The sequence below is a fragment of the Actinomadura macra NBRC 14102 genome (genome assembly GCF_001552215.1).
Classification (GTDB): Bacteria; Actinomycetota; Actinomycetes; order Streptosporangiales; family Streptosporangiaceae; genus Spirillospora; species Spirillospora macra.
Genome location: NZ_BCQT01000010.1, coordinates 466,862 through 490,437, shown reverse-complemented (window position 1 = coordinate 490,437; position 23,576 = coordinate 466,862). Strand labels below are relative to the sequence as shown.

At 72.5% G+C, this 23,576-nt stretch carries 26 protein-coding genes; 14 read left to right on the top strand and 12 right to left on the bottom strand.

The annotated features are described in order from the left end of the window. Window positions 1-23: 23 nt before the first annotated feature. The 9 genes from AMA02S_RS19035 to crcB are packed head-to-tail and all read left to right on the top strand — an operon-like array spanning window position 24 to window position 6,570. A complete protein-coding gene (locus AMA02S_RS19035; RefSeq protein ID WP_067460311.1) occupies window positions 24-335 on the top strand; it encodes an urease subunit gamma in 312 nt (103 codons plus the stop codon). Further along, on the top strand, window positions 332-1,159 hold the full coding sequence (locus AMA02S_RS19030; protein WP_157430691.1) for a sirohydrochlorin chelatase: 828 nt from the start codon (window positions 332-334) through the stop codon (window positions 1,157-1,159). The genes AMA02S_RS19035 and AMA02S_RS19030 overlap by 4 nt, the downstream gene beginning before the upstream one ends. Next, entirely contained in the window at window positions 1,149-1,688 is a 540-nt protein-coding gene (gene ureB / locus AMA02S_RS45290; RefSeq protein WP_067460305.1) for an urease subunit beta, read from the top strand. The genes AMA02S_RS19030 and ureB overlap by 11 nt, the downstream gene beginning before the upstream one ends. Window positions 1,689-1,693: 5 nt before the next feature. Further along, window positions 1,694-3,418 carry an urease subunit alpha gene (gene ureC, locus AMA02S_RS19020; RefSeq protein WP_067460302.1) on the top strand — a complete coding sequence of 575 codons (1,725 nt, stop codon included), beginning with the start codon at window positions 1,694-1,696 and terminating at the stop codon, window positions 3,416-3,418. Continuing rightward, complete coding sequence (locus tag AMA02S_RS19015) at window positions 3,415-4,140, top strand: urease accessory protein UreF (protein WP_067460299.1); 726 nt, start codon at window positions 3,415-3,417, stop codon at window positions 4,138-4,140. Before ureC ends, AMA02S_RS19015 begins: the two co-directional genes overlap by 4 nt. An 11-nt stretch (window positions 4,141-4,151) precedes the next feature. Continuing rightward, window positions 4,152-4,787 carry an urease accessory protein UreG gene (gene ureG / locus AMA02S_RS19010; RefSeq protein WP_067460296.1) on the top strand — a complete coding sequence of 212 codons (636 nt, stop codon included), beginning with the start codon at window positions 4,152-4,154 and terminating at the stop codon, window positions 4,785-4,787. Further along, complete coding sequence (locus AMA02S_RS19005) at window positions 4,784-5,710, top strand: urease accessory protein UreD (protein ID WP_245667641.1); 927 nt, start codon at window positions 4,784-4,786, stop codon at window positions 5,708-5,710. Before ureG ends, AMA02S_RS19005 begins: the two co-directional genes overlap by 4 nt. A 9-nt stretch (window positions 5,711-5,719) precedes the next feature. After that, on the top strand, window positions 5,720-6,202 hold the full coding sequence (locus tag AMA02S_RS19000) for a fluoride efflux transporter FluC (RefSeq protein ID WP_084265308.1): 483 nt from the start codon (window positions 5,720-5,722) through the stop codon (window positions 6,200-6,202). Next, window positions 6,199-6,570, top strand: coding sequence for a fluoride efflux transporter CrcB (gene crcB, locus AMA02S_RS18995; RefSeq protein WP_067460290.1), 372 nt, complete (start codon window positions 6,199-6,201; stop codon window positions 6,568-6,570). Before AMA02S_RS19000 ends, crcB begins: the two co-directional genes overlap by 4 nt. On the opposite strand, the gene AMA02S_RS18990 is transcribed toward crcB, so the two are convergent. The 3 genes from AMA02S_RS18990 to AMA02S_RS18980 form a co-directional block, all read right to left on the bottom strand. Then, window positions 6,563-7,543 (bottom strand): NAD(P)-dependent alcohol dehydrogenase, encoded by a 981-nt coding sequence (locus tag AMA02S_RS18990; protein ID WP_067460287.1) that lies wholly within the window; start codon window positions 7,541-7,543, stop codon window positions 6,563-6,565. The two genes, crcB and AMA02S_RS18990, sit on opposite strands and share 8 nt — an antisense overlap. A gap of 174 nt (window positions 7,544-7,717) precedes the next feature. After that, window positions 7,718-8,380 carry a response regulator transcription factor gene (locus AMA02S_RS18985; RefSeq protein WP_067460284.1) on the bottom strand — a complete coding sequence of 221 codons (663 nt, stop codon included), beginning with the start codon at window positions 8,378-8,380 and terminating at the stop codon, window positions 7,718-7,720. Next, the gene (locus AMA02S_RS18980; protein ID WP_067460281.1) at window positions 8,377-9,603 is read right to left on the bottom strand and encodes a sensor histidine kinase; all 1,227 of its coding nucleotides are present in this window, start codon (window positions 9,601-9,603) and stop codon (window positions 8,377-8,379) included. The genes AMA02S_RS18985 and AMA02S_RS18980 overlap by 4 nt, the downstream gene beginning before the upstream one ends. Window positions 9,604-10,106: 503 nt before the next feature. On the opposite strand from AMA02S_RS18980, the gene AMA02S_RS18975 reads away from it, so the two are divergent. Then, window positions 10,107-11,129: an aldo/keto reductase gene (locus AMA02S_RS18975; RefSeq protein WP_245667639.1), complete on the top strand. Its 1,023-nt coding sequence runs from the start codon at window positions 10,107-10,109 to the stop codon at window positions 11,127-11,129. 3 nt (window positions 11,130-11,132) lie between these two features. Here the strand turns inward: AMA02S_RS18975 and AMA02S_RS18970 are convergent, their stop codons facing one another. From AMA02S_RS18970 to AMA02S_RS18945, 6 genes are all read right to left on the bottom strand, one after another. After that, entirely contained in the window at window positions 11,133-11,888 is a 756-nt protein-coding gene (locus tag AMA02S_RS18970; protein ID WP_067460278.1) for a PIG-L deacetylase family protein, read from the bottom strand. A 112-nt stretch (window positions 11,889-12,000) separates the two neighbouring features. Continuing rightward, a complete protein-coding gene (locus AMA02S_RS18965) occupies window positions 12,001-13,890 on the bottom strand; it encodes a hypothetical protein (protein ID WP_067460275.1) in 1,890 nt (629 codons plus the stop codon). After that, window positions 13,887-14,318: a hypothetical protein gene (locus AMA02S_RS18960; RefSeq protein WP_067460273.1), complete on the bottom strand. Its 432-nt coding sequence runs from the start codon at window positions 14,316-14,318 to the stop codon at window positions 13,887-13,889. The genes AMA02S_RS18965 and AMA02S_RS18960 overlap by 4 nt, the downstream gene beginning before the upstream one ends. Then, window positions 14,302-14,634 (bottom strand): Rieske (2Fe-2S) protein, encoded by a 333-nt coding sequence (locus tag AMA02S_RS42945; RefSeq protein ID WP_067460270.1) that lies wholly within the window; start codon window positions 14,632-14,634, stop codon window positions 14,302-14,304. Before AMA02S_RS42945 ends, AMA02S_RS18960 begins: the two co-directional genes overlap by 17 nt. After that, on the bottom strand, window positions 14,622-15,653 hold the full coding sequence (locus tag AMA02S_RS42940) for a DUF6687 family protein (RefSeq protein ID WP_067460267.1): 1,032 nt from the start codon (window positions 15,651-15,653) through the stop codon (window positions 14,622-14,624). Before AMA02S_RS42940 ends, AMA02S_RS42945 begins: the two co-directional genes overlap by 13 nt. A 173-nt stretch (window positions 15,654-15,826) precedes the next feature. Further along, entirely contained in the window at window positions 15,827-16,507 is a 681-nt protein-coding gene (locus tag AMA02S_RS18945) for a 4Fe-4S single cluster domain-containing protein (RefSeq protein WP_067460264.1), read from the bottom strand. Window positions 16,508-16,699: 192 nt separating this feature from the next. Here AMA02S_RS18945 and AMA02S_RS18940 point away from each other — a divergent pair, with 192 nt between their 5' ends. Further along, complete coding sequence (locus AMA02S_RS18940; RefSeq protein ID WP_218005026.1) at window positions 16,700-17,518, top strand: FHA domain-containing protein; 819 nt, start codon at window positions 16,700-16,702, stop codon at window positions 17,516-17,518. A 9-nt stretch (window positions 17,519-17,527) separates the two neighbouring features. Here AMA02S_RS18940 and AMA02S_RS18935 read toward each other — a convergent pair whose 3' ends face one another. Next, window positions 17,528-19,342: a serine/threonine-protein kinase gene (locus tag AMA02S_RS18935; protein ID WP_067460261.1), complete on the bottom strand. Its 1,815-nt coding sequence runs from the start codon at window positions 19,340-19,342 to the stop codon at window positions 17,528-17,530. A gap of 256 nt (window positions 19,343-19,598) precedes the next feature. Between AMA02S_RS18935 and AMA02S_RS18930 the strand changes: the two genes are divergently transcribed. From AMA02S_RS18930 to AMA02S_RS41915, 3 genes are all read left to right on the top strand, one after another. After that, a complete protein-coding gene (locus tag AMA02S_RS18930; protein ID WP_067460258.1) occupies window positions 19,599-20,018 on the top strand; it encodes a DUF7144 family membrane protein in 420 nt (139 codons plus the stop codon). A 48-nt stretch (window positions 20,019-20,066) separates the two neighbouring features. Next, complete coding sequence (locus AMA02S_RS18925; protein ID WP_067460255.1) at window positions 20,067-20,570, top strand: DUF1269 domain-containing protein; 504 nt, start codon at window positions 20,067-20,069, stop codon at window positions 20,568-20,570. A 346-nt stretch (window positions 20,571-20,916) separates the two neighbouring features. Beyond that, window positions 20,917-21,384 (top strand): hypothetical protein, encoded by a 468-nt coding sequence (locus tag AMA02S_RS41915; RefSeq protein WP_157430690.1) that lies wholly within the window; start codon window positions 20,917-20,919, stop codon window positions 21,382-21,384. Between the two features lie 86 nt (window positions 21,385-21,470). On the opposite strand, the gene AMA02S_RS18910 is transcribed toward AMA02S_RS41915, so the two are convergent. Together AMA02S_RS18910 and AMA02S_RS18905 are read right to left on the bottom strand one after the other, a co-directional pair. Further along, entirely contained in the window at window positions 21,471-22,934 is a 1,464-nt protein-coding gene (locus tag AMA02S_RS18910) for a DEAD/DEAH box helicase (protein WP_067460246.1), read from the bottom strand. Between the two features lie 194 nt (window positions 22,935-23,128). Continuing rightward, complete coding sequence (locus AMA02S_RS18905) at window positions 23,129-23,332, bottom strand: cold-shock protein (RefSeq protein WP_067460243.1); 204 nt, start codon at window positions 23,330-23,332, stop codon at window positions 23,129-23,131. Window positions 23,333-23,576: the final 244 nt, after the last annotated feature.

The window sequence follows — 23,576 nt, the reverse complement described above, 5'->3', positions numbered from 1 at the left end:
CGGCGCCGCCAGGAAGGACCTCGATGAACCTGTCACCACGGGAGATCGACAAGCTGCTCATCTTCGTCGTCTCGGAGATGGCCGAACGGCGCCGCGACCGCGGCCTGAAGCTCAACTACGGCGAGACGGTGGCGCTGATCAGCGCCGCGATCGTCGAGGCGGCCCGGGACGGCAAGACCGTCGCCGACTGCATGGAGCTGGGCAAGCACGTGGTGGGGCCGAACGACGTGCTCCCCGGAGTGCGCGGAATGCTGAAGCTGATCCAGGTCGAGGCGGCGTTCGACGACGGGACCAAGCTCGTCTCCTGCCACGACCCCGTCGGCGGCGGCAAGTGACCGCACCATCGCGGGGAGCCGGGCCACCGGGCCGCGCCGTCGTGACGGTGGGCGGGCACGAGTGCCCCGCCGGGGAGACGCCGGGTCCCGGACGCGCCCTGGCCGCCGCGCTCCGGGGCCGTCCGCGCGCCGTCGTGGTACCGATGACGCTGGGCCGCGACCCGGTGCTCGCGGCGGCCGCCGCGCAGACGATCGGGTGGGCGGCACGCGGCGGGACATCCGGCGATCTGCTGCTCGCCGGGCCGCTCGGCACGGTGACGCATCTGGTCGGCTGGCTGCGCGCGGCCGTCGTGCGGGCGCTGCGCGGCGGGGACTCCGGACGGGCCGCGCTCCTGGTGGCGCCGGCGGGGCGGCCCGAGGACGACGCGGAGCTGTGCAAGGTGGCGCGGCTGGTCTGGCGGCACCTGCGGGCGCCCTGGGTGGAGGTCGCCTTCAGCGGCGGGGAACCGGAGGTGCCCGAAGGGGTGGACCGCTGCCGCCGCCTGGGCGCCCGGGAGGTGGTGCTCGTGCCCGCGTCGCTCGTCCCGCCCCCGCAGTGGGACGGCGCCCTGACCGCCCCGCCCCTGCTCGGCACCGCGGCGCTCGACGCCCTCGTCCGGGAGCGCGCGGCCGAGGCGGAACGGCGGTGGCACCGGGACGGCGATGACGGACTGGCCGCCGCGGCGGCGCACCACCACGGTCACCGGCACGACCACGGTCACCGGCACGACCACGATCACCAGCGCGACCACGATCACCGTCACGTGGCCGTCGGGCATGTTCACGACGCTTGTGCGGAGACCACGGAACCGAGCCTGAGGGGGGCGGCCGTCCATGGCCGATGACGTCTACATTTTCGCGGAGGGCTCGATCGAGCTCAACGCCGGGCAGCGCAGGACGCGGCTGACCGTGCACAACACCGGAGACCGGGCCGTCCAGATCGGCTCGCACTTCCATTTCTTCGAGGTCAACCGGGCCATGAGCTTCGACCGGGAGAAGGCGTTCGGGATGCGGCTGGACATCCCGGCCGGCACCGCCGTCCGGTTCGAGGCCGGCGACACCAAGGAGGTGCGCCTGGTCGAGTACGGGGGCGGGCTGCGCATCGTCGGTTTCGGCGGGTTGCTCAACGGAAGCGTCCGGTCCAGCGCCGCGAAGGCCGAGGCGCTGGCGCGGATGCGCGCCCGCGGCTATCTCGACGAGCCCGGGGCGCCGGCGAAGGACGACGGCCGGGCCAAGACCGGCGCGGGCCGGCACGGCGCCGGCCGGAGCCGCGCGAGCGGCAGCCGCGCGAGCGGGAACGGCGCGGGCCGCAAGAAGGCACCGAAGCGCCCGGCCGCCGCACGGGCCGGTACGTCCCGGTCGAAGAAGGGCTGACGGCGATGACGACGATCTCTCGCAAGCAGTACGCGAGCATGTACGGGCCCACCGTGGGGGACCGCATCCGGCTGGGCGACACCAACCTGGTCGTCGAGGTGGAGAAGGATCACACCGAGGGGCACTACGGCGACGAGTCCCAGTACGGCGGCGGGAAGACGGCCCGGGACGGCATGTCGTCCGACCCGGCCTCGCAGAACGCCACCACCGCGCTCGACACGGTGATCACCAATGCCGTGATCATCGATCCGGTGCTGGGCATCGTCAAGGGCGACATCGGGATCAAGGACGGGAGGATCGCCGGGGTCGGCAAGTCCGGCAACACGCACACCCAGAACGGGGTGGACCGGCGGCTGATCATCGGCGCCGGTACCGAGGTGATCTCCGGGGAGAACCTCATCGCCACCGCCGGGGCGATCGACACCCATGTCCACTTCATCGCACCGCAGCAGGCGCAGAACGCGCTGAGCAACGGGATCACGACCCTGGTCGGCGGCGGCACCGGCCCGGCGGACGGCTCCCGCGGCACCACCTGTACGCCCGGGCCGTGGAACATCGCCCGGATACTCCAGGCGTACGAGGACATCCCGATCAACATCGCCGTCTACGGCAAGGGCAACAACAGCCTGCCCGGCCCGCTGGACGAGCAGCTGCGGGCGGGTGCCGCCGGCCTGAAGGTGCACGAGGACTGGGGCTCGACCCCGGCGGCCATCGACTGCGCGCTGTCCGTCGCCGACGACCACGACGTCCAGGTGACCATCCACACCGACACCCTGAACGAGGCCGGATTCGTCGAGGACACGATCAGCGCGATCAACGGCAGGGCCATCCACACCTACCACTCCGAGGGCGCCGGCGGCGGGCACGCGCCGGACATCCTGCGCATCACCGGGGAGCCGAACGCGCTGCCCGCGTCCACGAACCCGACGCTGCCCTACACGGCGAACTCGGTGGACGAACTGCTGGACATGACCATGGTCTGCCACCATCTCAGCTACGACGTCCCCGAGGACCTGTCGTTCGCCGAGAGCCGCGTCCGGGCCGAGACCATCTCGGCCGAGACCGTCCTGCACGACCTCGGCGTCATCAGCATCATCGGCTCGGACTCGCAGGCGATGGGACGGGTCGGCGAGTCGTTCACCCGGGCCTTCCAGGTCGCGCACCACTGCAAGGACAAGCGCGGCGCGCTGCCCGAGGACTCCTCGCGCAACGACAACCACCGCGTGCTGCGCTACATCTCCAAGCTCACCATCAACCCGGCGCGCGCGAGCGGGATGGCCGACACGATCGGCTCGCTGGAGGACGGCAAGCTCGCCGACATCGTGCTCTGGCAGGTGCACTCCTTCGGCGCGAAGCCGTTCATGGTCGTCAAGGGCGGGCTGATCAGCTGGGCGCAGATGGGCGACCCGAACGCCTCGCTGCCCACGCCGCAGCCGGTCTACCTGCGCCCGACGTACGGGGCCTTCGGCAAGGCGCTGAAGGAGACCTGCGTGACGTTCATGTCGGACGCGGGGATCTCCGCGGGTATCCCGGAACGGCTCGGGCTGGAGCGGCTCATCCGTCCCGTCCGGCAGTGCCGGACTGTGGACAAGCGGCACATGCTGTACAACTCGACGCTGGCCGACATCGAGGTCGACCCCGAGACGTACCGGGTCACGGTGGACGGGGAACCGGCCTCGATCGAGCCCGCCACGAAGCTGCCGCTGAACCGGCTGTACTTCATCGCATGACCGGCGTCACGCCGCCGTCCGGTCCGGAAGAGGGCGCGGTCCTCGAAGCGCTGCTGGGGCAGTTCCAGATCACCGACTCGGGCTTCCCCAGCGGGCTGTACACGCTGTCGCACGGGCTGGAGGGCTACACCCAGCTCCGCGCGGTGCAGGCGGACGGCCTGGTCGCCCTGGTCACCGACCTCGTGCGCGCCGCCGGGACGAGCGACGCGGCGGCGCTGGCGCTGACGCACCGCGCGGTGTGGACGGGCGACTGGGACCGGGTCGTGGATGTGGACCGCAGGTTGTACGCCGTCAAGCTGAACCGGGAGCAGCGGAGGGCCTCGGTCCGCACCGGACGGCAGGTCCTGGACACCGCTGAGGAGGCGTTCGGCTCTGAACCCGCCGCCCGGCTCACCGGTCTTGTCACGCGCCGGATCACCCCCGGCAACCACGCGGTCGCCGTGGGGACCGTCCACGCGGGACTCGGCTCCCCTGTGGAGCACGCGGTGGCCGGTGACCTGTTCGCGTTCGCGGCGGGGTGCGCGGCGGCGGCCGTGCGGCTGGGGCGGATCGACTTCCGGCGGGCGCAGGGGCTGCTGCGCGAGATCCGCCCGGAGCTCGTCCGGGCGGTGGGCCGGGCGCTGGCCGCCCGGGACCCGCGGGACCTGCACGGCTCGACGCCGGTCGCCGACACCGTGTCGACCGCGCACGAGCGGGCCGAGGCCCGCCTGTTCTTCACCTGAGGGGGCACGAGATGGAACTACAGCAGGTGTTCAAGATCGGCATCGGCGGGCCGGTGGGGTCGGGCAAGACGGCCCTCATCGAGGCGCTCGTCCCGGTCCTGGTCGAACGCGGGCACAGTCCCGGCGTCATCACCAACGACATCTACACGCAGGAGGACGCCGAGCATGTCCGCAGGACGCTCGCCGGGACGCTGGACGGGGAGCGCGTCACCGGCGTGGAGACCGGATCGTGCCCGCACACGGCCGTCCGGGACGACCCGACGATGAACCTCGCCGCGGCGGCCGAGATGCTCGACCGCTTCCCCGACATCGACGTGCTGCTGTTCGAGAGCGGCGGCGACAATCTGACGCTGACCTTCAGCCCCGTCCTGGCCGACGTGTTCGTGTTCGTGCTGGACACGGCGGAAGGGGAGAAGATGCCCCGCAAGCGCGGCCCCGGCACCACCGACTCCGACCTGCTCGTCATCAACAAGATCGACATCGCGCCGTATGTGCGCACCGACCTGACGATCATGGAGCGGGACGCGCGCCGGGTACGCGGAGAGGGCCGCGTCATCCTCACCGACTGCCTGGCCGGCACCGGTATCGCCGACGTCGCGGACTTCGTCCTGGCACAACGGGAGACAGTGTGCTCACCGGTGGGGTGAGGACGAATCCCGCCCTGAAGCTGTGCACGCCGGACTGGCTGCCCGCGTCCGTGGCGCGTCATGCCGCCGTGCCGGAGATGCTCCCGGTGGGCGCGCCCGGCAAGGTCGGTGTCCTGGACCTGCGGTTCGAGACGTCCGGTGGGCGGACGGAGCTGACCGGGCACTACCAGGCCGCGCCGCTGCACATCCCCCGCCCCCTGTACCCCGATCCCGAGCAGCCCGGGATGCCGTCCGTGCTGCTCATGTCGTCCGGGGGAGGCGTGCTCCAGGGCGACCGCTACCGCACCGACGTGGACTGCGGCCCCGGGACGTCCCTCCACGTCACGACGCAGACCGCGACACGGCTCTACCGGATGGAGCAGGACTACGCCACCCAGCTCGTCGGCATCACCGCCGCGCCCGGAAGCTACGTCGAGTACCTGCCGGAGACGACGATCCCGTTCGCGAACTCGCGGTTCTACCAGCGGACCACCGTCACCGCCGACCCGGAGTCGACCGTGGTCCTCGGCGAGAAGCTGATGGCGGGACGGCTGGCACGCGGGGAACGGCACGCCTACACCGCCTACTGCACGGACCTGGAGGTCAGGACACCGGACGGCCGGCTGCTGTTCGCGGACCCGGTCCGGCTCGTCCCGGACGAGTGCGGGGTGGCCGGTCCCGGGGTGATGTCCGGCTTCGGGGTCATGGCGTCGCTGTACGTCGTCACGGGGGCGAAGCCCGCGCAGCAGGTGGCCGACACGATGCACGAGGCGCTCGCCGGGACCGGCCTGCTGGGCGGGTCGAGCGTCCTGCCCCACGAGGCGGGGGCGTGGGCCCGGCTGTTCGGTGACCGGTCGCCCGAGGTGGAGGCCGCGTTCTTCCAGACCTGGGACGCCGTCCGGTGGTTGCTGCTGGGCGGCCCCGCACCGGATCGCCGCGGATAGGGACGGATCATGATCGGGAGACTGCGCCACCGCGAGCAGGCGGAGGCCGCCGCGCTGCATCCGCACGCCGGACGGCCTCCGAAACCGGGGCTCGGCCCGCGGGTCCTCGCCGAGATCGCGGCCGGGGGCGCGGTCGGCGCGCTGGCGCGCCATCTGCTGACCAAGGCGATCCCGAGTTCCGCGGACGGCTTCCCGTGGAACACCTTCACCGTCAACATGCTCGGCTGTCTCGTCATGGGCATCCTGACCACGTACCTGCTCGGCGGCAGGCCGCACGCGCTCGCGCGCCCGTTCGCCGTGACCGGCTACCTGGGCGGCTTCACCACCTTCTCGCACCTGATCGACGGCATCTACACTCTCGGCTCTGACGGCCGGGCGGGACTGGGCGTCGGCTACGCGGCCGCCAGCGTGCTCCTCGGCTGGGTCGCGGTGGCCGTGGGCCTGGTCCTCGGCCGCAGAATTCCCCACCGCGACGCGGGGGAGAGGACATGACCACGGTCGCCGTGATCGTCCTCGTGCTCGTCGGCGGCGCTCTCGGCGCCGTGCTCCGCTACGTCATCGACGGCTATGTGAAGGCGTTCGCGGGCAAGGCGTTCCCGTGGGGCACGCTCACGGTCAACGTCCTCGGCGCGGCGGCCCTCGGCGCCCTGCACGGCGCGGGCACCGGGGAACTGACCGAGGCGCTGCTCGGCACCGGCCTGTGCGGTGCGCTGACCACCTTCAGTACCTTCGAGCTGGACACCGTCCACCTCCTCCAGGACGGCGCCTACACCAAGGCCGCCGTCAACGCGGTCGGCAGCCTGGTTCTGGGATTCCTCGCCTTCCTGGCCTTCCACGCCCTGCTCGGCCGGCTCACGTGACGTTCAGGATGACCTTTCCCCGCGCGTGACCCCGCTCGATATAGCGCACCGCCTCGGCCGCGTCCGCCAGCGGGTACGAGCGGTCGAGGACCGAGGTGAGCCAGCCCTCCTCGACGAGACCCGCGAGGTCGCGGAGGTCCTCCTGGCGCTGCTTGGTCGGGACGATGCGGAGCCGCTGCCGGACGAAGCGGTCCAGCGCGACCCCGCGGAGCATGGCCCCGACGGCCCCGAAGACGGCCCCCGGCGAACCGCCCGCATTGATCACGAGCGTGCCCGCGGGAGTGAGCGCCCGCCGCAACCGGCCCAGCGCGTGGTTCCCGACATTGTCGAGGATCACATCGAAGCCCCCGGACCGCTCGGTGAAGTCCTCCTTCGTGTAGTCCACGGCGTGCGCGGCGCCGATCGAGCGCACCAGATTCAGGTTGCGCGTGCCGCACACGCCGGTCACCTCGGCGCCCAGCATCACCGCGATCTGGACGGCGTACATGCCGACGCCCCCGGCCGCGCCGTTGACGAGCACCCGGTTCCCGGCCCGCACTCCGCCGATGTCCCGGATCGCGCGCAGCGCCGTCGTCGCCGCGATCGGCAGCGCCGCCGCCTCCTCGAAGGTCAGCCCCGCCGGTTTGGGCACGACCAGGTCCGCCCTCGCGCGGGCGTACTCGGCGAACGCGCCCGGGCAGAAACCGAACACCTCGTCGCCGGGCCGCAGGTCGCGCACGTTCGCGCCGGCCGCCTCGACGCGCCCCGCCGCGTCGACGCCGGCCACCGGGTTCCTCGGCCTGGTCAGCCCGATATCGCCCATCATCAGCCGCGCGACGTAGGGGTCGCCGCGCAGGACGTGCCACTCGTACGGGTTGACCGCGGCGGCGTGCACCTGGACGAGCACGTCGCCCGGCCCGATCTCGGGGGTGTCCACGTCCGCCAGCCGCAGGACGTCCGGCGGCCCGAACCGCTCCTGGACGATCGCCTTCATCGCCTCACCTCACGTTTCCGGGTGGCCCGGGTCCGTCCCTGGTGGTCCATGACTCGATCGTGACGGCTGGCCCCGGTGCCGCTCATCGGTAGAAGAGCCTGGATCGAGCCGTCCTTACGTTGGACCGGGGGGCCGTACTTTCGGATGAGGGTCGGTGACGACCGCGAGGTCAGCCTAGGTGCTGGTCTTCACGCGGTTCGTCTCATAGGCCCAGATGGCGATCTCGACGCGGTTCCGGGCGCCGAGCTTCGCCATCAGGCTGGTGATGTGCGTCTTGACGGTGCTGAGTGTGATGTGCAGTTCATCCGCCACCTCGCTGTTCGTCCGCCCCCGCGCGACCGCGGCGAGGACCTGCTCCTCCCGGCCGGTGAGCGCGTCGGCGGGCCGCGCCGCGGGGGCGGCGGGACCGGTGGCGGCGAAGGCCGAGAGCAGCCGCGCGGTGACGCTCGGGGCGATGAGCGCGTCGCCCGCGGCCGCGGCGCGGATCGCCTGCGAGAGCAGCGCCGGCCCGGCGTCCTTCAGCAGGAACCCGCGGGCACCCGCCTTGAGCGCGGCGTAGACGTGCTCGTCCAGGTCGAACGTCGTGATGACGACGACCGCGAGGGGGTCGGGGACGGCCGGCCCGGCGAGCGCCCGGGTGGCCTCGATGCCGTCCATGCCGGGCATCCGGATGTCGAACAGGCACACGTCGGGACGCAGCCGCCGCGCCAGTTCCACCGCCCGCCGCCCGTCGCCGGCCTCCCCGACGACCTCGATGTCCGGCTGGACGTCGAGCAGCATCCTGAGCCCGGTGCGGACGATCTCCTGGTCGTCGGCGAGGACCACCCGGATGCTCATGTCGCCCGTCCGGCGCGGGGCAGCACGGCCGTCACCGTCCAGCCGCGCCCGGGGTCCGGCCCGGCGTCGCACGTGCCGCCCAGCAGGCTCGCGCGCTCCCGCATCCCGACGAGCCCGTACCCGGGTGACGCGGCGGGGCGCGGGCCGCCGGGGTCGCCGTCGTCGCTGACGCGCAGCCGCACCACCGCGTCGTCGGCGGTGACGCGGACGTCGATGCGCGTGGCATGGCGGGCGTGCCGCCGGGCGTTGGTGACGGCCTCCTGGACGAGCCGGTAGGCCGCCGCCGCGACCGGCGACGGCAGGTCGTCGATGTCACCGGTGATCCCCACCTGCACGGCGGGGCCGGAGCCCGAGCCCGAGCCCCTCGCGCTCGCGAGCCGGCGAAGGTCGGTGACGCGCGGACCCGGTGCTCGGTCGGCGGGCTGGTCGAGCTGTCCGTGCTGGTCAGCGGGTTTGTCGGCCGGTTGGTCGGCCGCTTGGCCGGGCGGGTCGGCCGGTTGGTCGTGGCGCAGAACGCGGACGAGCGCGCGCATCTCCGCGAGGGTCCGTGTCGCCTCCGCCTCGATGACGCTCAGGGCGTCGGTCGCCGCGTCCGGGTGCGTCGCGGCGGTCGCGAGCCCCGCCTGCGCGCGGATCGCGATGGCCGAGACGTGGTGGGCGACGGTGTCGTGCAGGTCGCGGGCGAGACGCTGGCGTTCGAGCAGCTTGACCTGCTCCAGCTCGCGCAGCACGGCCCGGGCCCGGTACCGCAGCGCGCCGCCCGCGGCCATGGCCGCGCACAGGATCGCGAAGGCGCTGAACATCGCGCCGGAGTCCATGTCGTCGACGGCGCCCGACACCGCCACCTTGCCGAGCATGATCGCCGCGCCGAGCAGGGCCTCCCGTCCGGACCCCCAGCGGAACAGCGCGTAGGCCAGCAGCAGCAGGAACGCCATCGTGTCGAGGCCCGGCGGCTCCCCGGCGGTGAGCAGGCCGGCGAGACCGCAGAGGCCGAAGGCGATCGCGACCATGAGCAGCGGCCTCGTCCGCCGCCACAGCAGGGTGGGCACCAGCCCGACGGTGAGCAGGAGGGACAGCGTCCGCCACGGGACGTCCGGCCGCAGCAGCCCCTCCAGCGCCGCGGCCGGGACCAGCACGCTGACCAGCGCCCAGTCCCGCCACACACGCGCGGGCGGGCCGGGAGGGCGCGGCTCGTCCCACAGGGACCTCGAAAAGCCGGGCACGCGCTCATCGTACGAGCGTCCGTACCGGCCGGTCCACTTCGGGAAATGACCGTTGTGGCAGACAGCAATGGCGGACCTCAGGGGTGTGAACGTCCGCGGCCCCGGGTATCGGCCTGGGTCCGGCGGCGCCGGAAGAGACGCGGAGTTCGCGGTACGGATCGATGCAGGCACGCCCCGTGCTGCCCCAATTTCCATCGAACGTCGAGCGGCGGCGGGGAATCCGCCGCCATCATGGCGATGAGCTCGGAAACCTCGATCCCAGGCCTCGTGGCATACAGTCGCCTTTCCGGTGCGGATAGTGCCTATCCCGGAACGGCTTGTGACCTCTCTCCGGCGCGATTACGATGATCAGCGGCATTTTCTGCGACAGACGGCCGTGTCCAGCCCCCCGCCTTTGCCTGACGCGGCCGGACAATTTCTGAGAACGATTTTCTGATTCCTGGAGCCGGTATGGGAGACCTGCGTTCTCCGGTCGCCGTGAGGACGCGTCGGCGCTGGTCACCATGCTGACCTCGCCGGCGGATGACGCGCTGGACGGGCGGAAGGGCAAACCGATGGAACACGTGCACCTCGGACGCAGCGGGCTGGTCGTGAGCCGGCTGTGCCTGGGCACGCTGAACTTCGGGCCGCGCACGTCCGAGCCCGAGTCCCACGCCATGATGGACCTCGCTCACGAGAACGGCGTCAACTTCTTCGACACCGCCGACACCTACGGCGGTGACGGCGCCCGGGGCCGCACCGAGGAGATCATCGGCGACTGGTTCACGCAGGGCGTCGGCCGCCGCGACCGCACGGTCCTCGCCACGAAGGTGTACGGCTCGATGGGCGGGTGGCCGAACGAGGAACGGCTGTCCGCGCTGCACATCAAACGCGCCTGCGACGCCTCGCTGCGGCGGCTGCGCACCGACCGGATCGAGCTGTACCAGCTCCACCGCGTCGACCGGCGGACGCCCTGGGAGGAGATCTGGGAGGCGCTGTCCGACCTCCGGGCCCAAGGCAAGATCCTCTACATCGGGACGTCCGACCACGCGGGCTGGCACCTGGTCAAGGCACAGGAGCGGGCGAGCCGGCTCGGGCTGCTCGGGCTGGTCAGCGAACAGCCGCCGTACAGCCTCGCCGAGCGCACGGCGGAGCTGGAGGTGCTGCCCGCCTGCCAGGACTACGAGATCGGCGTGCTGCCGCGGAGCCCGCTGTACCACGGGTTGCTGTCGGGTGTCCTGCGGCGCACGGGCGGGGTCCGAAGCCGAGGCGAGCACGCGCGGCGGGCCCTGGCGGTGATGCACGACCGCGTCGAGGCGTACGAGTCGTTCTGCGCGGAACTGGGCGAGGCCCCGGCGGCGGTCGGCCTGGCCTGGCTGCTGCACCAGCCCGCGGTGACCGCACCGATCATCGGGCCGCGGACCGGCGATCAGTTCCTCTCCGCGCTGCGTGCCCGCGACGTGCGGCTGGACACGGCGGCGCTGGCCCGGCTGGACGCCATCTTCCCCGGGCCGGGGGGTGCGGCGCCAGGGGCGTACGCGTGGTGAGCTTCAGCGGTCGTACCGCCAGAAGACCTCGTACCCCACGAACTCGTCCCAGCGGCTTGTATGGGCCGGGTCGAGACCGAGCCCGGGAAGCTGGGTCCGGTACTCCCGGACGGCCCGGTCCTTTCTGGCGCGGGCGTCCGCCGACAGCCTGCGTACCTCGCGCGTCAGTCGCGCCGGGTCGAGGCCGTTCCTGGTCATCTGGTCGGCGAGCCAGTAGTCGATGTCGAGGTAGGGCCTCGGCTCGGCGCCGGTCACCCAGGACGGCCAGCCGTACTTGATCGAGTACGGGAGGTCGGCGTAGAGCCGCAGGTCGGCTCCCGACCCGGTCGGTGCCCCGGCCGCCGACCGCCGCCGCTCCAGGCCGTCCAGCAGCGTGTCGCGCACCGTGACGTGGTCGGGGTGGTTGCCGATCGCGGCGGGGATCCAGATCTCGCCGGCCGTCTTCAGGAAGGGTTCGAGCCGGTCGAACAGCCGCTCCTGGTCGATCGGGCCGTCGCGGTACTGGTCGTCGAGTTCGTCGCAGCGGACCTGCGCGCAGCCGAACACGTCCATCGCGCGGTCGTCCTCGGCGATGCGCTCACGGTAGCGCTCGTGTGAGCTACGGGCCCCGGTAATGCGGTCATAGTGGGTCAGCGTGATGCTCTTGGGCGGTGAGCCGGCGAACACGGTGACGACCTGTGTTCCGGGTTGCGTCAGCGGAACGGAAGCGGAGAACGCGGCGTCGTCCAGGTGCGGAGAGAACACGACTGTGGGGTTCACCGGGTGAATATAGATGATCGAAGGAAATTCATGGAGAGAAACGCCGATATCCGTTAATGGGGCGTTTGTCGTGTTTGTTGTGGCGGATGGGAACCATTCTGCCGGCGAGGTCTCACGACGGCTGGCACCACTGGTACTCGACTGGACGCGCACCGGAGCCGAAGAGGCGGGAACCTCGAAGGCGCGTTCCGCCGTCCGGGAACGCCCCTTTCCCGGCCAGATCATCGTCGATGAGGGACGCCCAGAACCGTAACTGGTCCGCGTAGTGGACGAGCTCGGCGACGGCCGTGTCCTCCAGCCGCGCGTGGTACTCCCGCCAGGGACCTCGCAGAAGCGGGCCCGCCTTCCCGGCGAGGGCCTCGCCGTAGGCGCGCACGTCGGCGTGCGCCGATCGGCGGGCCCGGCGGACGTCCGCGCGCAGCTCCGCCCACAGCACCCGCCCGAGGACCGGCGGCACGACGGCACCCCGCCCCGCCCGCCCGGCCAGGGCGGCCCCGGCCGCCCGGAGCCAGTCCGCGTAGGCGAGCCCCGCCCCCACCTCCCCGAACGCCTCCCGCGCCGCGTGCAGCAGCGGCCACAGGATCTCCTCGCGGAAGAGGTAGGACGACAGCTCGCCGCGCCCCGAGTCGGTGACCGTGCCGCGCGAGTGCCACAGGCCCGTCCCGGCGACGCAGCCCGGAAGCCCGTGCGCCTGCATGAGGTCGCCGACCGCCACGTCCACGAGCCGCGCGGACGTCGCCCACATCGTCGGGGGCCCCGGCATCCGTCCGGCCGGGAGACCCACGACGGTGCCGAAGGCCGACGTCCATCGCCGCAGCGAGACCGTCGGCGGCGGGTCGGCGAGGAGCCGCCGCATCGGCAGGCCACCGGACAGGAGACTCACCCTGGCCGCCGCGGGGGTGCGCGGGTCGAGGACGAGATGATGGCTCGCCCTCGCCCGGACGTCGGGATGCCCGCAGGTATGGAAGTGCACCATCCCGGGCAGCGGATGGCGCCGCGGCGACGGCGGGCCGAGCGCGGTGAAGGTCGTGTCCTCGTAGTCGACCACCTGCCCCTCCACCGGCATGGCCTCCAGCTGCGCCGCGTGCGCGAGCCGGTCGATCACATGGACGATGTCGACGGGCTCGGGCCGGATGTCGGCGGGCGCGCCGTCCATCACGTCGAGGAACGCCCGCGCGCCGCCTCCCGGACGGGCGGGGGTCACGGGCGCCCAGGGCATTGCGTCCTGTTCGAGCCAGACGATGTCGCGGCCCGTGAACGCCGCGAAGATCGCGTTCGCGGTGCCGGGCAGCCCGGGGGCGAAGGTACGGTCCGCGCACGCCCTCAGATCGTCCCGCCGCGCGGCCAGCCGCCGCCGGAACACCCGCTTCGGCCCCGCGCCGCCGTCGGCGTCCCACTCCCCGAACCGGGTCACGTCGAAGCCGAAATCCCGCCGCGCCTCGCCGCACACCTCGTCGAGATCCCGGGCGGCGGCGGGGGAGGGCGCGTCGTCGGCGACGACGATCAACAGACCCGTATGGCCGTAGCGCCGCATCACCTCGCAGTGCGCGGCGAGGGCCGCGCGGACGTCGGCGGCCCGCCCGGCGGTGGGCAGGATGACCAGCGGCGGATCCGCCGCCAGCCGGGACCGGCCCGCGGGCGGGCGGCCGCTCAGCAGGGCGTGCTCGGCGGACGTGATGGACCGCGCCGGGGCGGCGGCGCGGCGGCCCGGCCCGAGCGGCCCGGCCGGATGGTCGTCGCGGGCTGTCAGCGTCCCGTCCGGCCTCCGGACGATGCGCAGCCGCGCGGCGAGCCGGACGTTCAGCACGGCCAGCAGATCGCCGAGCGCCGCGGCGTCGCGCGCCGTCACGGGCAGCGCGGCGCGGAGCCCGAGCAGGAATTCGAACAGCTCCTCGGCGCGGCCCCCGTAGGTCTCGGCGAGACCGCCGCGCGGGCGGACACCGAGGAGTCCCAGCGTGACGGCCCGGCCCTCCGCTCGGACGTCCCGCCACCGTCCGATCACCCGGTCACCCCATCCGGCGCCTCGCCGAGTACCTCGAACGGGTCGTCCCCGTCCAGGAAGTCCTCGGCGTAGCACCGCAGCTGGGTGATCGGCTCGATCACGGCGACATCGTCGAGGTGCGGCACCCGCCGGTCGCGGACGTCGGCGGACACGGCGCAGCACAGGAGCAGCCGAATCACCGTCCCGGCCTGCTCCACCTCAGCGGCCGGCCCGTCCGAGGACGGCACCAGGGCACGATGAACCCGCATCTGCGCGCCGGGCCTCCCGGACCGCAGGATCCGGACCGCGATCTCGGCGGGCTCCGCCAGCCCCCATTCCCGGTAGCGGCGTTCGAGGTCCCGCCAGGCCGGGGTACGGGCGGCCGCCGCGCGGTCGGCGAGGTCCAGCAGCCGCCGCGGCGCCGCCGGCCGGTCAGGGTCCGGTCGCATCGGCCGGCTCCCGCGTCCAGTCGACCAGCAGGTCGGGGCCGTCGAACCGGGCCGGGACGACCGGCAGGTCCGAGCACGACGGCCCGTGGACCGCCCGGCCGTCCCCGATCCGGAAGGCGGAGCGGTGCCAGGCACAGACCAGCAGCCCGCCGATCTCGTAGGCGTCTTCCAGCGGACCCCCGCGATGGGGGCACAGCGCGTAGTGGACCACCGGCACCCCTTTGACCAGCCGGACGACATACGGGCCCTGCTCGGTCTCCACCTGGACGACCCGCTCCTGCGACAGCCGCTCACGGAACCCTTTCAGCCTTGCCATGCCGTCCCCGCCTCCTTGGACGGGGGAGTCCCCGCCGCCTCGTACAGCCAGCCCGGGTGGGGACGCCACAGCAGTGACTCGTCCGCCCGCGCGGCTTCGAAGAAGGCCACGACCACGCGGCGGACCTCGTCCATTCCCAGGCTGCTCGGCGCGGGGACCTCGTCGTCGGTGTACAGCTGGAGCAGCGGCGTGGCGGTAGCGGGGGACTCGCAGAACCAGAGGCCGTCCCGCTCCCGCGCGTTGAGCTCCGCCGCCAGGAGATCGCCCCTGACCCGGGGTGCAGGGCGCCTGGACTGGAGGTCCACGAAGTTCTCGTAGCGGAAGCGCAGGCTGTGCCGCCCGTCGCGGCGCAGCCTGAGCACGTGGCCCGCGTCGGTCCGGGCGTGGACGGCGTACTCGTGCGCCGGCCCGGCGGTGTCGACGAAGACCGCGAGATCCCCACGCTCGTCGACCTCGATCGGGGACCGCAGCGAGCGCTCGACGTCCTCCCATTCGCCGGCCCATCCATCGCGCCAGGCGTCCGGGTCGAGCAGGCATTCCCGCGCCACGTCGAGCATCCCCCGGTACAGCGCCGTCGTGGCCTGCTCCACCGACCGGAACCGCGTCGCCTGGCTGATCTCGCGCTCGGCCGCCAGCAGCGCGAGGCACGCGCGGACCCCCGGGGCGCCTGTGTGCACGTCGAAGTCACCGCACAGCGCCGTGGCCTCCACCAGGTCCCGGTGGCGCAGCGTGAACGCCGGATCGGTCAGGCAGAGGACGCTCAGCAGGCCGTCCACGTCGTAGTGGTCACACGTCACCGCGGTCGCCCCGGCGAGCAGGCGCTCCCGCTCTGCCGCGGGCCGGTCCCACAGCCGCAGGACGGACTGGGTGCTGACGTCGCACTTGAGGTGGGCGGGCGTGCGGTTGCCCGGCCAATGGCTGAGTTCCAGGACCGTCGCCGGGGTGCGGAGGCCGTCGACGAACACGTGCGGCCGGTCCCGCAGCCCGGCGCCGAAGGGGACGTAGGGCAGCGCTCTCATCTGTGCTCCCCGCCGGTAGGTCAGGCAACGGGTCGCCACCGCGCGCGGACGCGGACGGTGTCCTGATCACCCGTATCCCGTGCGGAGCCCGGCGAAACTCACCGGACCCTCCACAGCACCATGCGGACGGTGCCGCGCCACAGGCACGCCGATCTCCGAAGCGCCTGCGGCCCTCACGCTTGCGGCGGAGGGTCGAGGCCGGTGACCACGAGCGTCCCGTCCGGACGGATGATCACCTTGGCGGCCGGGACCGCATCGAGGTCGGCCGCGGTGTAGCGGCCGGTGAACAGGTGCACGGTCTTGTTGGACGAGCCGCACAGCCCCCCGCCGAGGTGCCACGCTCGCCCGTACCGGCCGGCGAGCAGCACGTCCACCCGCTCGCGCAAGGCCGCCGCGCCCGGCATCCGCACGACCTCGTCCCAGGCGTAGCCGGTGAGTAGGACGACCGACAGGGAGGTCTCCTCCCGCAGCCGCGCCAGCAGCCGCAGCACGGGCCGGAGCTGCTGGAGCGGCTCCCCGCCGCTGACCGTCACGCCCTCGATCCGGTCGCCGAGCGCGGCGATGTGCGCGACCATCATGTCCACGCCCGTCTCGTAGCCGAACCGGGGGTGCGTCTCAGGGTTGGAGCAGCCCGGACAGCCCAGGGTGCACCCCTGCAACCACAGCACCGCACGGGTGCCGGGGCCGTTGGCCTGGCTGAACGGCTCGAAGGCGTGCACGCGCAGGGGACGCGGCTCCGGCGGTGCCTCGTGCGGCTGCCGCCGGCGCGAGGGCCAGCGCCACGTTCCGGGCCGCGTCCACCGGCGGCGCGTGGCCGCGCCGGCACCGCCATGGTCTCCGAGTTTGTCGGTCATGTCGTGATTGGACTGCGGTCTCGCCGGGACCCGTCCCGGGGTGATCCCCCATCATGTCCCTGGGCCGGGACGGCGGGAGGAGGGCGGTGGCGGAGCCGCTTCAGCGGGCCGACCCGGACCGGAAGCGGGACCCCTCCCGCGCCGGGACGGCTACCGTGAGCCTCGGCGCACGTGCGGGAAAGGACGGTGCACATGGCCACGGCGATGCGGAAGCCACCGGGCAAGGTCGACATCCTCCCGAAGGAGATGGGGAGCCTCGCGACCGGTCTGCCGCCGGCTCAGCCCGGCACATTGTTCGTGATGGGCGCGAACGGCGGTATGCGCGTCTCCCCCGACGCCGGATTCGAGGTCGTGTTCGGACGCTGCGAGCCCGACGTCCACGTCTGCGTCGGTCCGGCCGACCCCCGCGTCAGCCGCCGGCACGGATACATCACCCGCGAGCATCAGCGCTGGGTGCTGCACAACGCCGGGAAGCTGGCCATCCGGTTCCCCGGCCCGAGACTCGTCCTCGGCGGGCACCGGGCGGAACTGCCGGTGGCGTACACGCCGCTGTTCATCGTCGCCCCGGGCCAGGAGCACCTGCTCGAAGTGCGGATCGCCGCCGGCCCGGGGCTCGGCCCGGCCGACATCCACGAGGTCGAGACCTACGACCCGGAGGACACCGGTGCCCGGGCGGCGCAGGCCGACAAATGGGGGCTGAACGCGGCGGAAAAGCTCGTCCTGGTCTGCCTCGCCCAGCGCTACCTGCGGCAGGAGGCCTGGCCGCAGCCGCTCACCTGGGCCCAGGTCGCCGACGAGATCGGACGGCTCCGCCCCGGCGAGAAGTGGAACGACAAGCGGGCCGCCCGCATCGTCACCGCGGTGCGGATGCGGCTCAGCACCGAGGTGGACGGGCTGCTGGAGGAGCAGATCCCGCCCCCGATCGGCAACGCCCTCAACCACAACCTGATCACCGCGCTGCTGGTCGGCACCAGGCTCCGCACCACCGACCTGGCCCTTCTCGGCGGCTGACCGGGGCCGTCAGGCCGCCGGAAGCTGGGCGGTCGCCGCGTCGGCGAGGTCTGTCGCCAACGCGCACAGCCGCTTGGTGGGCGGCTCGCCCTGGACGACGAGGAACAGCACCTCGACCGCGTCCTCATCGTGCTGGTCGGAGTAGGTGCGGTGGACCACCCTGACCAGGCACGTCCCGTTCCCCTCCTCGTCCGGCGAGACGAAGGCACGGTGACCTCGAAGCCGGGTCGGGCTGCCGTCCACGGCGGTGAGCGGGGGGCCTCGATCGAACCGCAGCTTGACCTGGATGTCCTGGGTGGTGCTGTGCCATTCGCAGTCCCAGCCGCCGAACCCGACGTCGGGTTCCGCGGCGTCGATGCCGGGAACCGCGTCCAGGGCGTCCCCACTGAGTATCGCGCACGCGTTCCAGTGTGCGAGGGACTCCGCGGGCAGTCGCGGACGCCGGGGGAGCGGGCCCCGGCCGAGCACGGCGACCGCTCGGGCGGCGGCCGTGTCGGCGATGGCGCAGAGGGGGGCGGGTCCCTCCTTGGTCTCGTGCGCCAGGACGATGATGCTGGTGTCGCCGTCGGGGACCGGCAAGAGCAGCCTCCTGCCGCACTCGTCGCCCTCGGCGCGGTCCTCGACCACGCGGAACCGCCCGACCGCCCTCACCGGCCCGGTCGGCTCCGGCGCGGGCCCCGCACTGAAGTTGATCTTGACGTCCACCTCGCTCTTCGCGCCCGGGTCCACGAGCACGTCGCACCGGTCGAAGTTGCCGTAGTCGTTGTCCAGCTCGGTCTCGCCGTACTTCCCGAGAGCGGCGGGATCGGCCAGCGCACAAGGGTCGGCCGTGTGCGGATCACCGATCAGGGACACGGGCCCCGCCTGCGCCGGAGCCTCCTTCCCGTCACCTAAGACGGACACGAGCAGAAGCGCCGCCACCGCCGCCGCCACCACGACGGACGCACCGGCCAAGGAGAACGGATGCCGCCGCACGTAGCCCACCGGACCCCGCCGGCCCGGCGGGCCACCTTCCTCCTGCGCCGTGCCCGGCCCGTCCTCGGTGGCGGTGGCATGGACGGGAAGCTCCACCTCCGCGTCGCCCGCCACCTCGGCCAGCATCCGCCGCGCCTCCGCGGGGCCCGGCCGGTCGGCCGGATCGGGCCGCAGCAGCGCCGCCAGCACCCCGCTCAGCGGCCCCGCCTCGGCGGACATCGCGCCGGGCGGCTCCCCGGTGGTCAGCGAGTGGACCGTGAGCCCCAGCGAGTACACGTCCGACGCCGGTTCCGGCACGCCGTGCAGGACCTCCGGCGCGGCATAGGCCGGAGTGTGGGCCACGGAGCCGTTCCGCGTGATCGTCTCCCGTCCGCCCACCCGGTACGCGGCACCGAAGTCGGTGAGCTTGGCGGTCCCCTTCTCGGTGACGACGACGTTGCCCGGCTTGATGTCGCAGTGCACGATCCCCTCGGCGTGCAGCGCGGCCAGCGCGTCCGCGATCTGCGCGCCGATCAGCGCTGCGACCTGCGGGGACGTCGCCGGCCAGCCGTCCAGGCTGCCGCCCGGCACGTACTCGAGGACGAGCCACGACGTCGCGCGCCCCCGTGCTCTCACCCGGACCGCGTCGTACAGCGTGACCACATGCGGGTGGCTGAACCGCGCCAGCGCGCGGGCCTCCGACTTCAACCGGTCGAACGAACGCGTCCCGCCGTCACCGAACCTGGCCCGCTTGAGCGCGACCCGGCGCCCGAGCTCGGTGTCGTCCGCCAGCCAGACCTCGGCCGTGCCCCCACGTATGGGCCCCTTGACCAGCCGGTACCGCCCGGTGACCTCCGCTCCCAAGCGCACCGTGACTCCTCTCACCGGGACGCCGGCCACGCGCCGTCAAACCTACTGGGTGACAGAGCGAACACACACCGTTTTCAGGTTCTCCACACAAACCGCCTCAACGTGCTGATCCCGAGTCAGGGGCTGACCTACTTTTCACTAAAACGACGGTCAAATACCGCTTAATTGTGGTTTGTGGCTTCTGGAGCTGCGGGATGTGCCGGATGCATGAACGCTGCCGGCCGGTCCGGCCGCCGCGACGACGGGGAGGTTCGATATGACCAGAACGGCCCATGGCTCGACCTCGGTGCACCGGCGGCACCGGACGTCCGGATGGCTGACGTTCGCGGGCACCTTGGCCTTGGTGGTCGGCGCCTTCAACGTCATCGACGGGCTCGTCGCGCTGTTCAACGACGACTACTACCTGGTCGGTGCCAACCAGATTCTGGTGTTCGACTTCGACACCTGGGGATGGATCTGGCTCGGCGTCGGCATCGTCCAGATCGCCGTCGGCGCGGGGATCCTGGCGGGCCAGATGTGGGCCCGCGTGGTCGGGGTCATCCTCGCCGTCGCGGCGGCGATCGGCCATCTGGCGTTCCTGCAGGCGTTCCCGATGTGGTCGGTGCTGACCATCGCCCTGTGCGTCCTGCTGATCTACGCGCTCACCGCACCGCCCGCCGGATCGAGAGCGGCCTGAACGCGCCGCGGAACACTGCCCAGTCAAGAGAGCCCAACGGGGGATTTCATGAGTGACCTGATCGCTGTCGCCTACGACGACCTGCCCACCGCAGAGCAGGCCCGGGACAGACTCGTCCAACTCCAGCGCGAGCACGTCGTAGAGCTGGCCGACCTCGTCGTCATCGAACGCAAGGACGACGGCAAGATCAAGCTCCACCAGGCCCGGAACATGGTCGCGGGAGGCGCGCTCGGCGGCGCCGCCTGGGGCGGCCTCATCGGGCTGCTGTTCCTCATGCCGCTGCTGGGCATGGCGATCGGCGGTGCGGCGGGCGCGGCCGCCGGTGCCGCGACCGACATCGGCGTCGACGACGACTTCATGCGCGACCTGGGGCGGCACCTCGTCCCGGGCACGGCCGCGCTGTTCGTTCTCGTCGACAAGCGCAACCCCGACAAGGTCATCCCCGAGATGGCGCCCCTGGGCGGACGGCTCATCAGGACGTCTCTGTCCAATGAGGAGGAAGAGCACCTTCGCGAGGCGGTCATGGCCGCTCGTGCTCACCAGCCCGCCTGACACTTTCTCGGACCATCGCACGCGACAGGGGCGGCCATTGTGCCGGCCCTGCTGCGTCATGTGCGACAAAGAATGACGAGCTCCATGCAATAGCGTGTGGCTCTAGGAACGGAGCAAGCGGACGCGGATTCGGCATGGCACGGCCCGGTTCTTCGGCCTTTGAGCCGGGCGCGCCCTGCGTGGTGGTCAGGTCCCCCCACCGAGTCGGTGTCCCTGGAGCGCGACGTCACCCAGTCCGCCTTCGCCCCTCAGCTGGCCAGCGGGGCGGCCCGCTGACGGAGAGACGGGCCGATGGACCTGTTAGGGTCCGACCGCAACACCCGCCCCCTGCCTCCGGAGCTGACCCGTGTCCCGAAAGATCGCGATCCTGCTGATGTCCGGGGGCCTCGTCCTCGGTGCCACCGCCTGCGAGGGCGAGAGCGAGGCCAAGGGCACCTCGCCCGCCCCGTCGGCGAGCGCGACCGCGCCGGGAGCCGCCACGCCGGCGGCGCCCACGTCCTCCACGCCCACGTCCTCCACGCCCACGTCCTCCGCGCCGCCGGCCGACGCCTCTCCCATGCCCCGGGCCACACCCACTGAGCCCAAGATCACTAACAGCAAGCGGATCATCATGATCGATCCGGACGGCAAGCGGTACACCTTCACCATGATGGTCCAGATGGCGGCGGGCATGCGCGCGACCATGGGCAAGAACGCCCCGCCGAACTTCTGCGCCATGTCCTATAAGCAGGGCGTGAACGAGGGCGGCAGGTTCCCGGCCGGGCGCCAGGCGTTCATGGCCGCCTGCGAGGAAGGCTGGCGCAAGGGCGCCTGACCCGGGGGAGGGGTTTCAGCTCCCCTGGGCGCAGGCGAGCCGGTGGCGAATGCCGTCGAGGAAGAACGGTCAGGCGAGCCGTCAGGTCAGCTGTTCAGCGCGGATCCGCGCCGACGCGGACGCCGCTTGGGCGTGGTGACCTGCTGGTTCCCGCGAGCGGAAGCGTGCCCGGCGGAGCCGCCGCGGCGCGGTTTGCGGGACGGTGTGGTGGCCGGAGCCGCGGCGGGCGGTGTGGCGGCGCGGGACGGTGCGGCGGCGGCGCGGGACGGCGGGCGGGCGCCGGTGATGCGCGCCAGCTCCTGGTCGCCGGGCCGCACGCGGGTGGTGCGCGGCTTGATGCCGGCCTTGGCCATCATGTCGTCCATCTCGCGACGCTGCTCGGGCAGGACGAGGGTCACCACGGTGCCCGGACGTCCGGCGCGTGCGGTGCGCCCGCCGCGGTGGAGGTAGTCCTTGTGGTCGGCGGGCGGGTCGGCGTTGACGACGAGGTCGAGGTCGTCGATGTGGATACCGCGGGCGGCGACGTTCGTGGCGACCAGCACGGTCACGTCCTCGGTGCGGAAGCCCTCCAGCGCGCGGTTGCGCTGCGACTGGGTCTTGCCGCCGTGCAGCGCGGCGGCGCGGATGCCGCGGGACGTCAGCTTGCGGACGAGGCGGTCCGCGGCGTGCTTCTTGCCGACGAACATGATCACCCGGTTGTGCCGGGCGGCGATGTGCACGGTCGTCTCGTGCTTGTCGGCGTCGTCGACGTGCAGCAGGTGGTGTTCCATGGCGGTGACGACCCCGGCCGTCGGGTCGACCGAGTGGGTGACCGGGTCGGTGAGGAAACGGCGGACGAGCTGGTCGATGTTGCGGTCGAGCGTCGCGGAGAACAGCATCCGCTGCCCGCCCGGCGGCGTCTGCTCCAGCAACCGGGTGACCTGCGGCAGGAACCCCATGTCGGTCATCTGGTCGGCCTCGTCCAGCACGGTGATGTCCACCGCGCCGAGCCGGCAGTCGCCGCGCTCGATGAGGTCGGCGAGGCGCCCGGGAGTGGCGATCAGGACGTCGGTGCCGCGGCGGAGCGCGTTCGCCTGGCGGGCGAGCGGAACACCGCCGACCACGGTCGCCAGCCGCAGGCGCACGGCGTCCGCGTACGGCGCGAGGGCATCGGTGACCTGCTGGGCGAGTTCCCGGGTGGGGACCAGGACCAGGGCGAGGGGGCTGCGGGCCTCAGCGCGGCGGCCGGCGGTGCGGGCGAGCAGCGCCAGGCCGAACGCGAGGGTCTTGCCCGAGCCCGTGCGTCCCCGGCCGAGGACGTCGCGGCCGGTGAGGGCGTTCGGCAGGGTCGCGGCCTGGATGGGGAACGGTTCCGTCACCCCGTTGCGGGTCAGTGCCGCCAGCAGCGGCGCCGGCAGCCGCGACTCCGCGAACGACGCGATCGGGGGCAACGGCGGGGTGGTGGTCTCCGGAAGCGCGAACTCGGCGTTCGGACGCGCGGGCGCCGGACGGCGACCGCCCGCGGATCGGGACGAGCGGCCTCGGGCGGCCGGACGGGTGGCGCGGGACATGGTGGAGCCTTCCTCGGGAGCGGTGCGTGTCGAGGGAGTGCTCCGCTGCGCGTGGTCGCGGCCTCGGATCGGGGCGGGCGAAGGTTTCTCAAGAACGAACCGGGAACAAGCGGCGAACGGCGGGCGAGCCCAGGGCTGACCCGGGCCCGCCCGCCGTGCCGTCGATGATCAGGCGGTGACGAGCGTCGTCACCGTCAGGCGGGGACGATGTTCTCCGCCTGCAGGCCCTTCTGGCCCTGGGTGACGTCGAACGACACCTTCTGGCCCTCCTGGAGCTCACGGAAGCCCTGGGCCGCGATGTTGGAGTAGTGGGCGAAGACGTCGGCGCCGCCGCCGTCCTGCTCGATGAAGCCGAAGCCCTTTTCCGCGTTGAACCACTTGACGGTACCGGTGGCCATTGTCTTCTCCTTCTGGGGTCGGTCCCAGCCGCGCACCTTGTGCGACCGAGGACGCCGCGATGGCCCATCCGGAAGATCCAGAACAACAAAAAATGCGCCTGAGGTGGAACCGGCAGGCGCACGCATATGTCTATGGGAACCGCAACTACCGACAGAGTAGCACATGATCCTGGAGAGGGAACCGGTATCCGCCGCGAGTCGCGCGACCGTAGGTTTTCGCCGTGCGACGACCCGCGCGGCGGCA

Bases quoted from the DNA above. Each gene is read 5' to 3' on its own strand.
- AMA02S_RS19035 (WP_067460311.1), top strand. From the start codon at position 24: ATGAACCTGTCACCACGGGAGATCGACAAGCTGCTCATCTTCGTCGTC.
- ureB (WP_067460305.1), top strand. From the start codon at position 1,149: ATGGCCGATGACGTCTACATTTTCGCGGAGGGCTCGATCGAGCTCAAC.
- ureC (WP_067460302.1), top strand. From the start codon at position 1,694: ATGACGACGATCTCTCGCAAGCAGTACGCGAGCATGTACGGGCCCACC.
- AMA02S_RS19015 (WP_067460299.1), top strand. From the start codon at position 3,415: ATGACCGGCGTCACGCCGCCGTCCGGTCCGGAAGAGGGCGCGGTCCTC.
- ureG (WP_067460296.1), top strand. From the start codon at position 4,152: ATGGAACTACAGCAGGTGTTCAAGATCGGCATCGGCGGGCCGGTGGGG.
- AMA02S_RS19000 (WP_084265308.1), top strand. From the start codon at position 5,720: ATGATCGGGAGACTGCGCCACCGCGAGCAGGCGGAGGCCGCCGCGCTG.
- crcB (WP_067460290.1), top strand. From the start codon at position 6,199: ATGACCACGGTCGCCGTGATCGTCCTCGTGCTCGTCGGCGGCGCTCTC.
- AMA02S_RS18990 (WP_067460287.1), bottom strand. From the start codon at position 7,543: ATGAAGGCGATCGTCCAGGAGCGGTTCGGGCCGCCGGACGTCCTGCGG.
- AMA02S_RS18985 (WP_067460284.1), bottom strand. From the start codon at position 8,380: ATGAGCATCCGGGTGGTCCTCGCCGACGACCAGGAGATCGTCCGCACC.
- AMA02S_RS18975 (WP_245667639.1), top strand. From the start codon at position 10,107: ATGCTGACCTCGCCGGCGGATGACGCGCTGGACGGGCGGAAGGGCAAA.
- AMA02S_RS18960 (WP_067460273.1), bottom strand. From the start codon at position 14,318: ATGCGACCGGACCCTGACCGGCCGGCGGCGCCGCGGCGGCTGCTGGAC.
- AMA02S_RS42945 (WP_067460270.1), bottom strand. From the start codon at position 14,634: ATGGCAAGGCTGAAAGGGTTCCGTGAGCGGCTGTCGCAGGAGCGGGTC.
- AMA02S_RS42940 (WP_067460267.1), bottom strand. From the start codon at position 15,653: ATGAGAGCGCTGCCCTACGTCCCCTTCGGCGCCGGGCTGCGGGACCGG.
- AMA02S_RS18945 (WP_067460264.1), bottom strand. From the start codon at position 16,507: ATGACCGACAAACTCGGAGACCATGGCGGTGCCGGCGCGGCCACGCGC.
- AMA02S_RS18940 (WP_218005026.1), top strand. From the start codon at position 16,700: ATGGCCACGGCGATGCGGAAGCCACCGGGCAAGGTCGACATCCTCCCG.
- AMA02S_RS18930 (WP_067460258.1), top strand. From the start codon at position 19,599: ATGACCAGAACGGCCCATGGCTCGACCTCGGTGCACCGGCGGCACCGG.
- AMA02S_RS18925 (WP_067460255.1), top strand. From the start codon at position 20,067: ATGAGTGACCTGATCGCTGTCGCCTACGACGACCTGCCCACCGCAGAG.
- AMA02S_RS18910 (WP_067460246.1), bottom strand. From the start codon at position 22,934: ATGTCCCGCGCCACCCGTCCGGCCGCCCGAGGCCGCTCGTCCCGATCC.
- AMA02S_RS18905 (WP_067460243.1), bottom strand. From the start codon at position 23,332: ATGGCCACCGGTACCGTCAAGTGGTTCAACGCGGAAAAGGGCTTCGGC.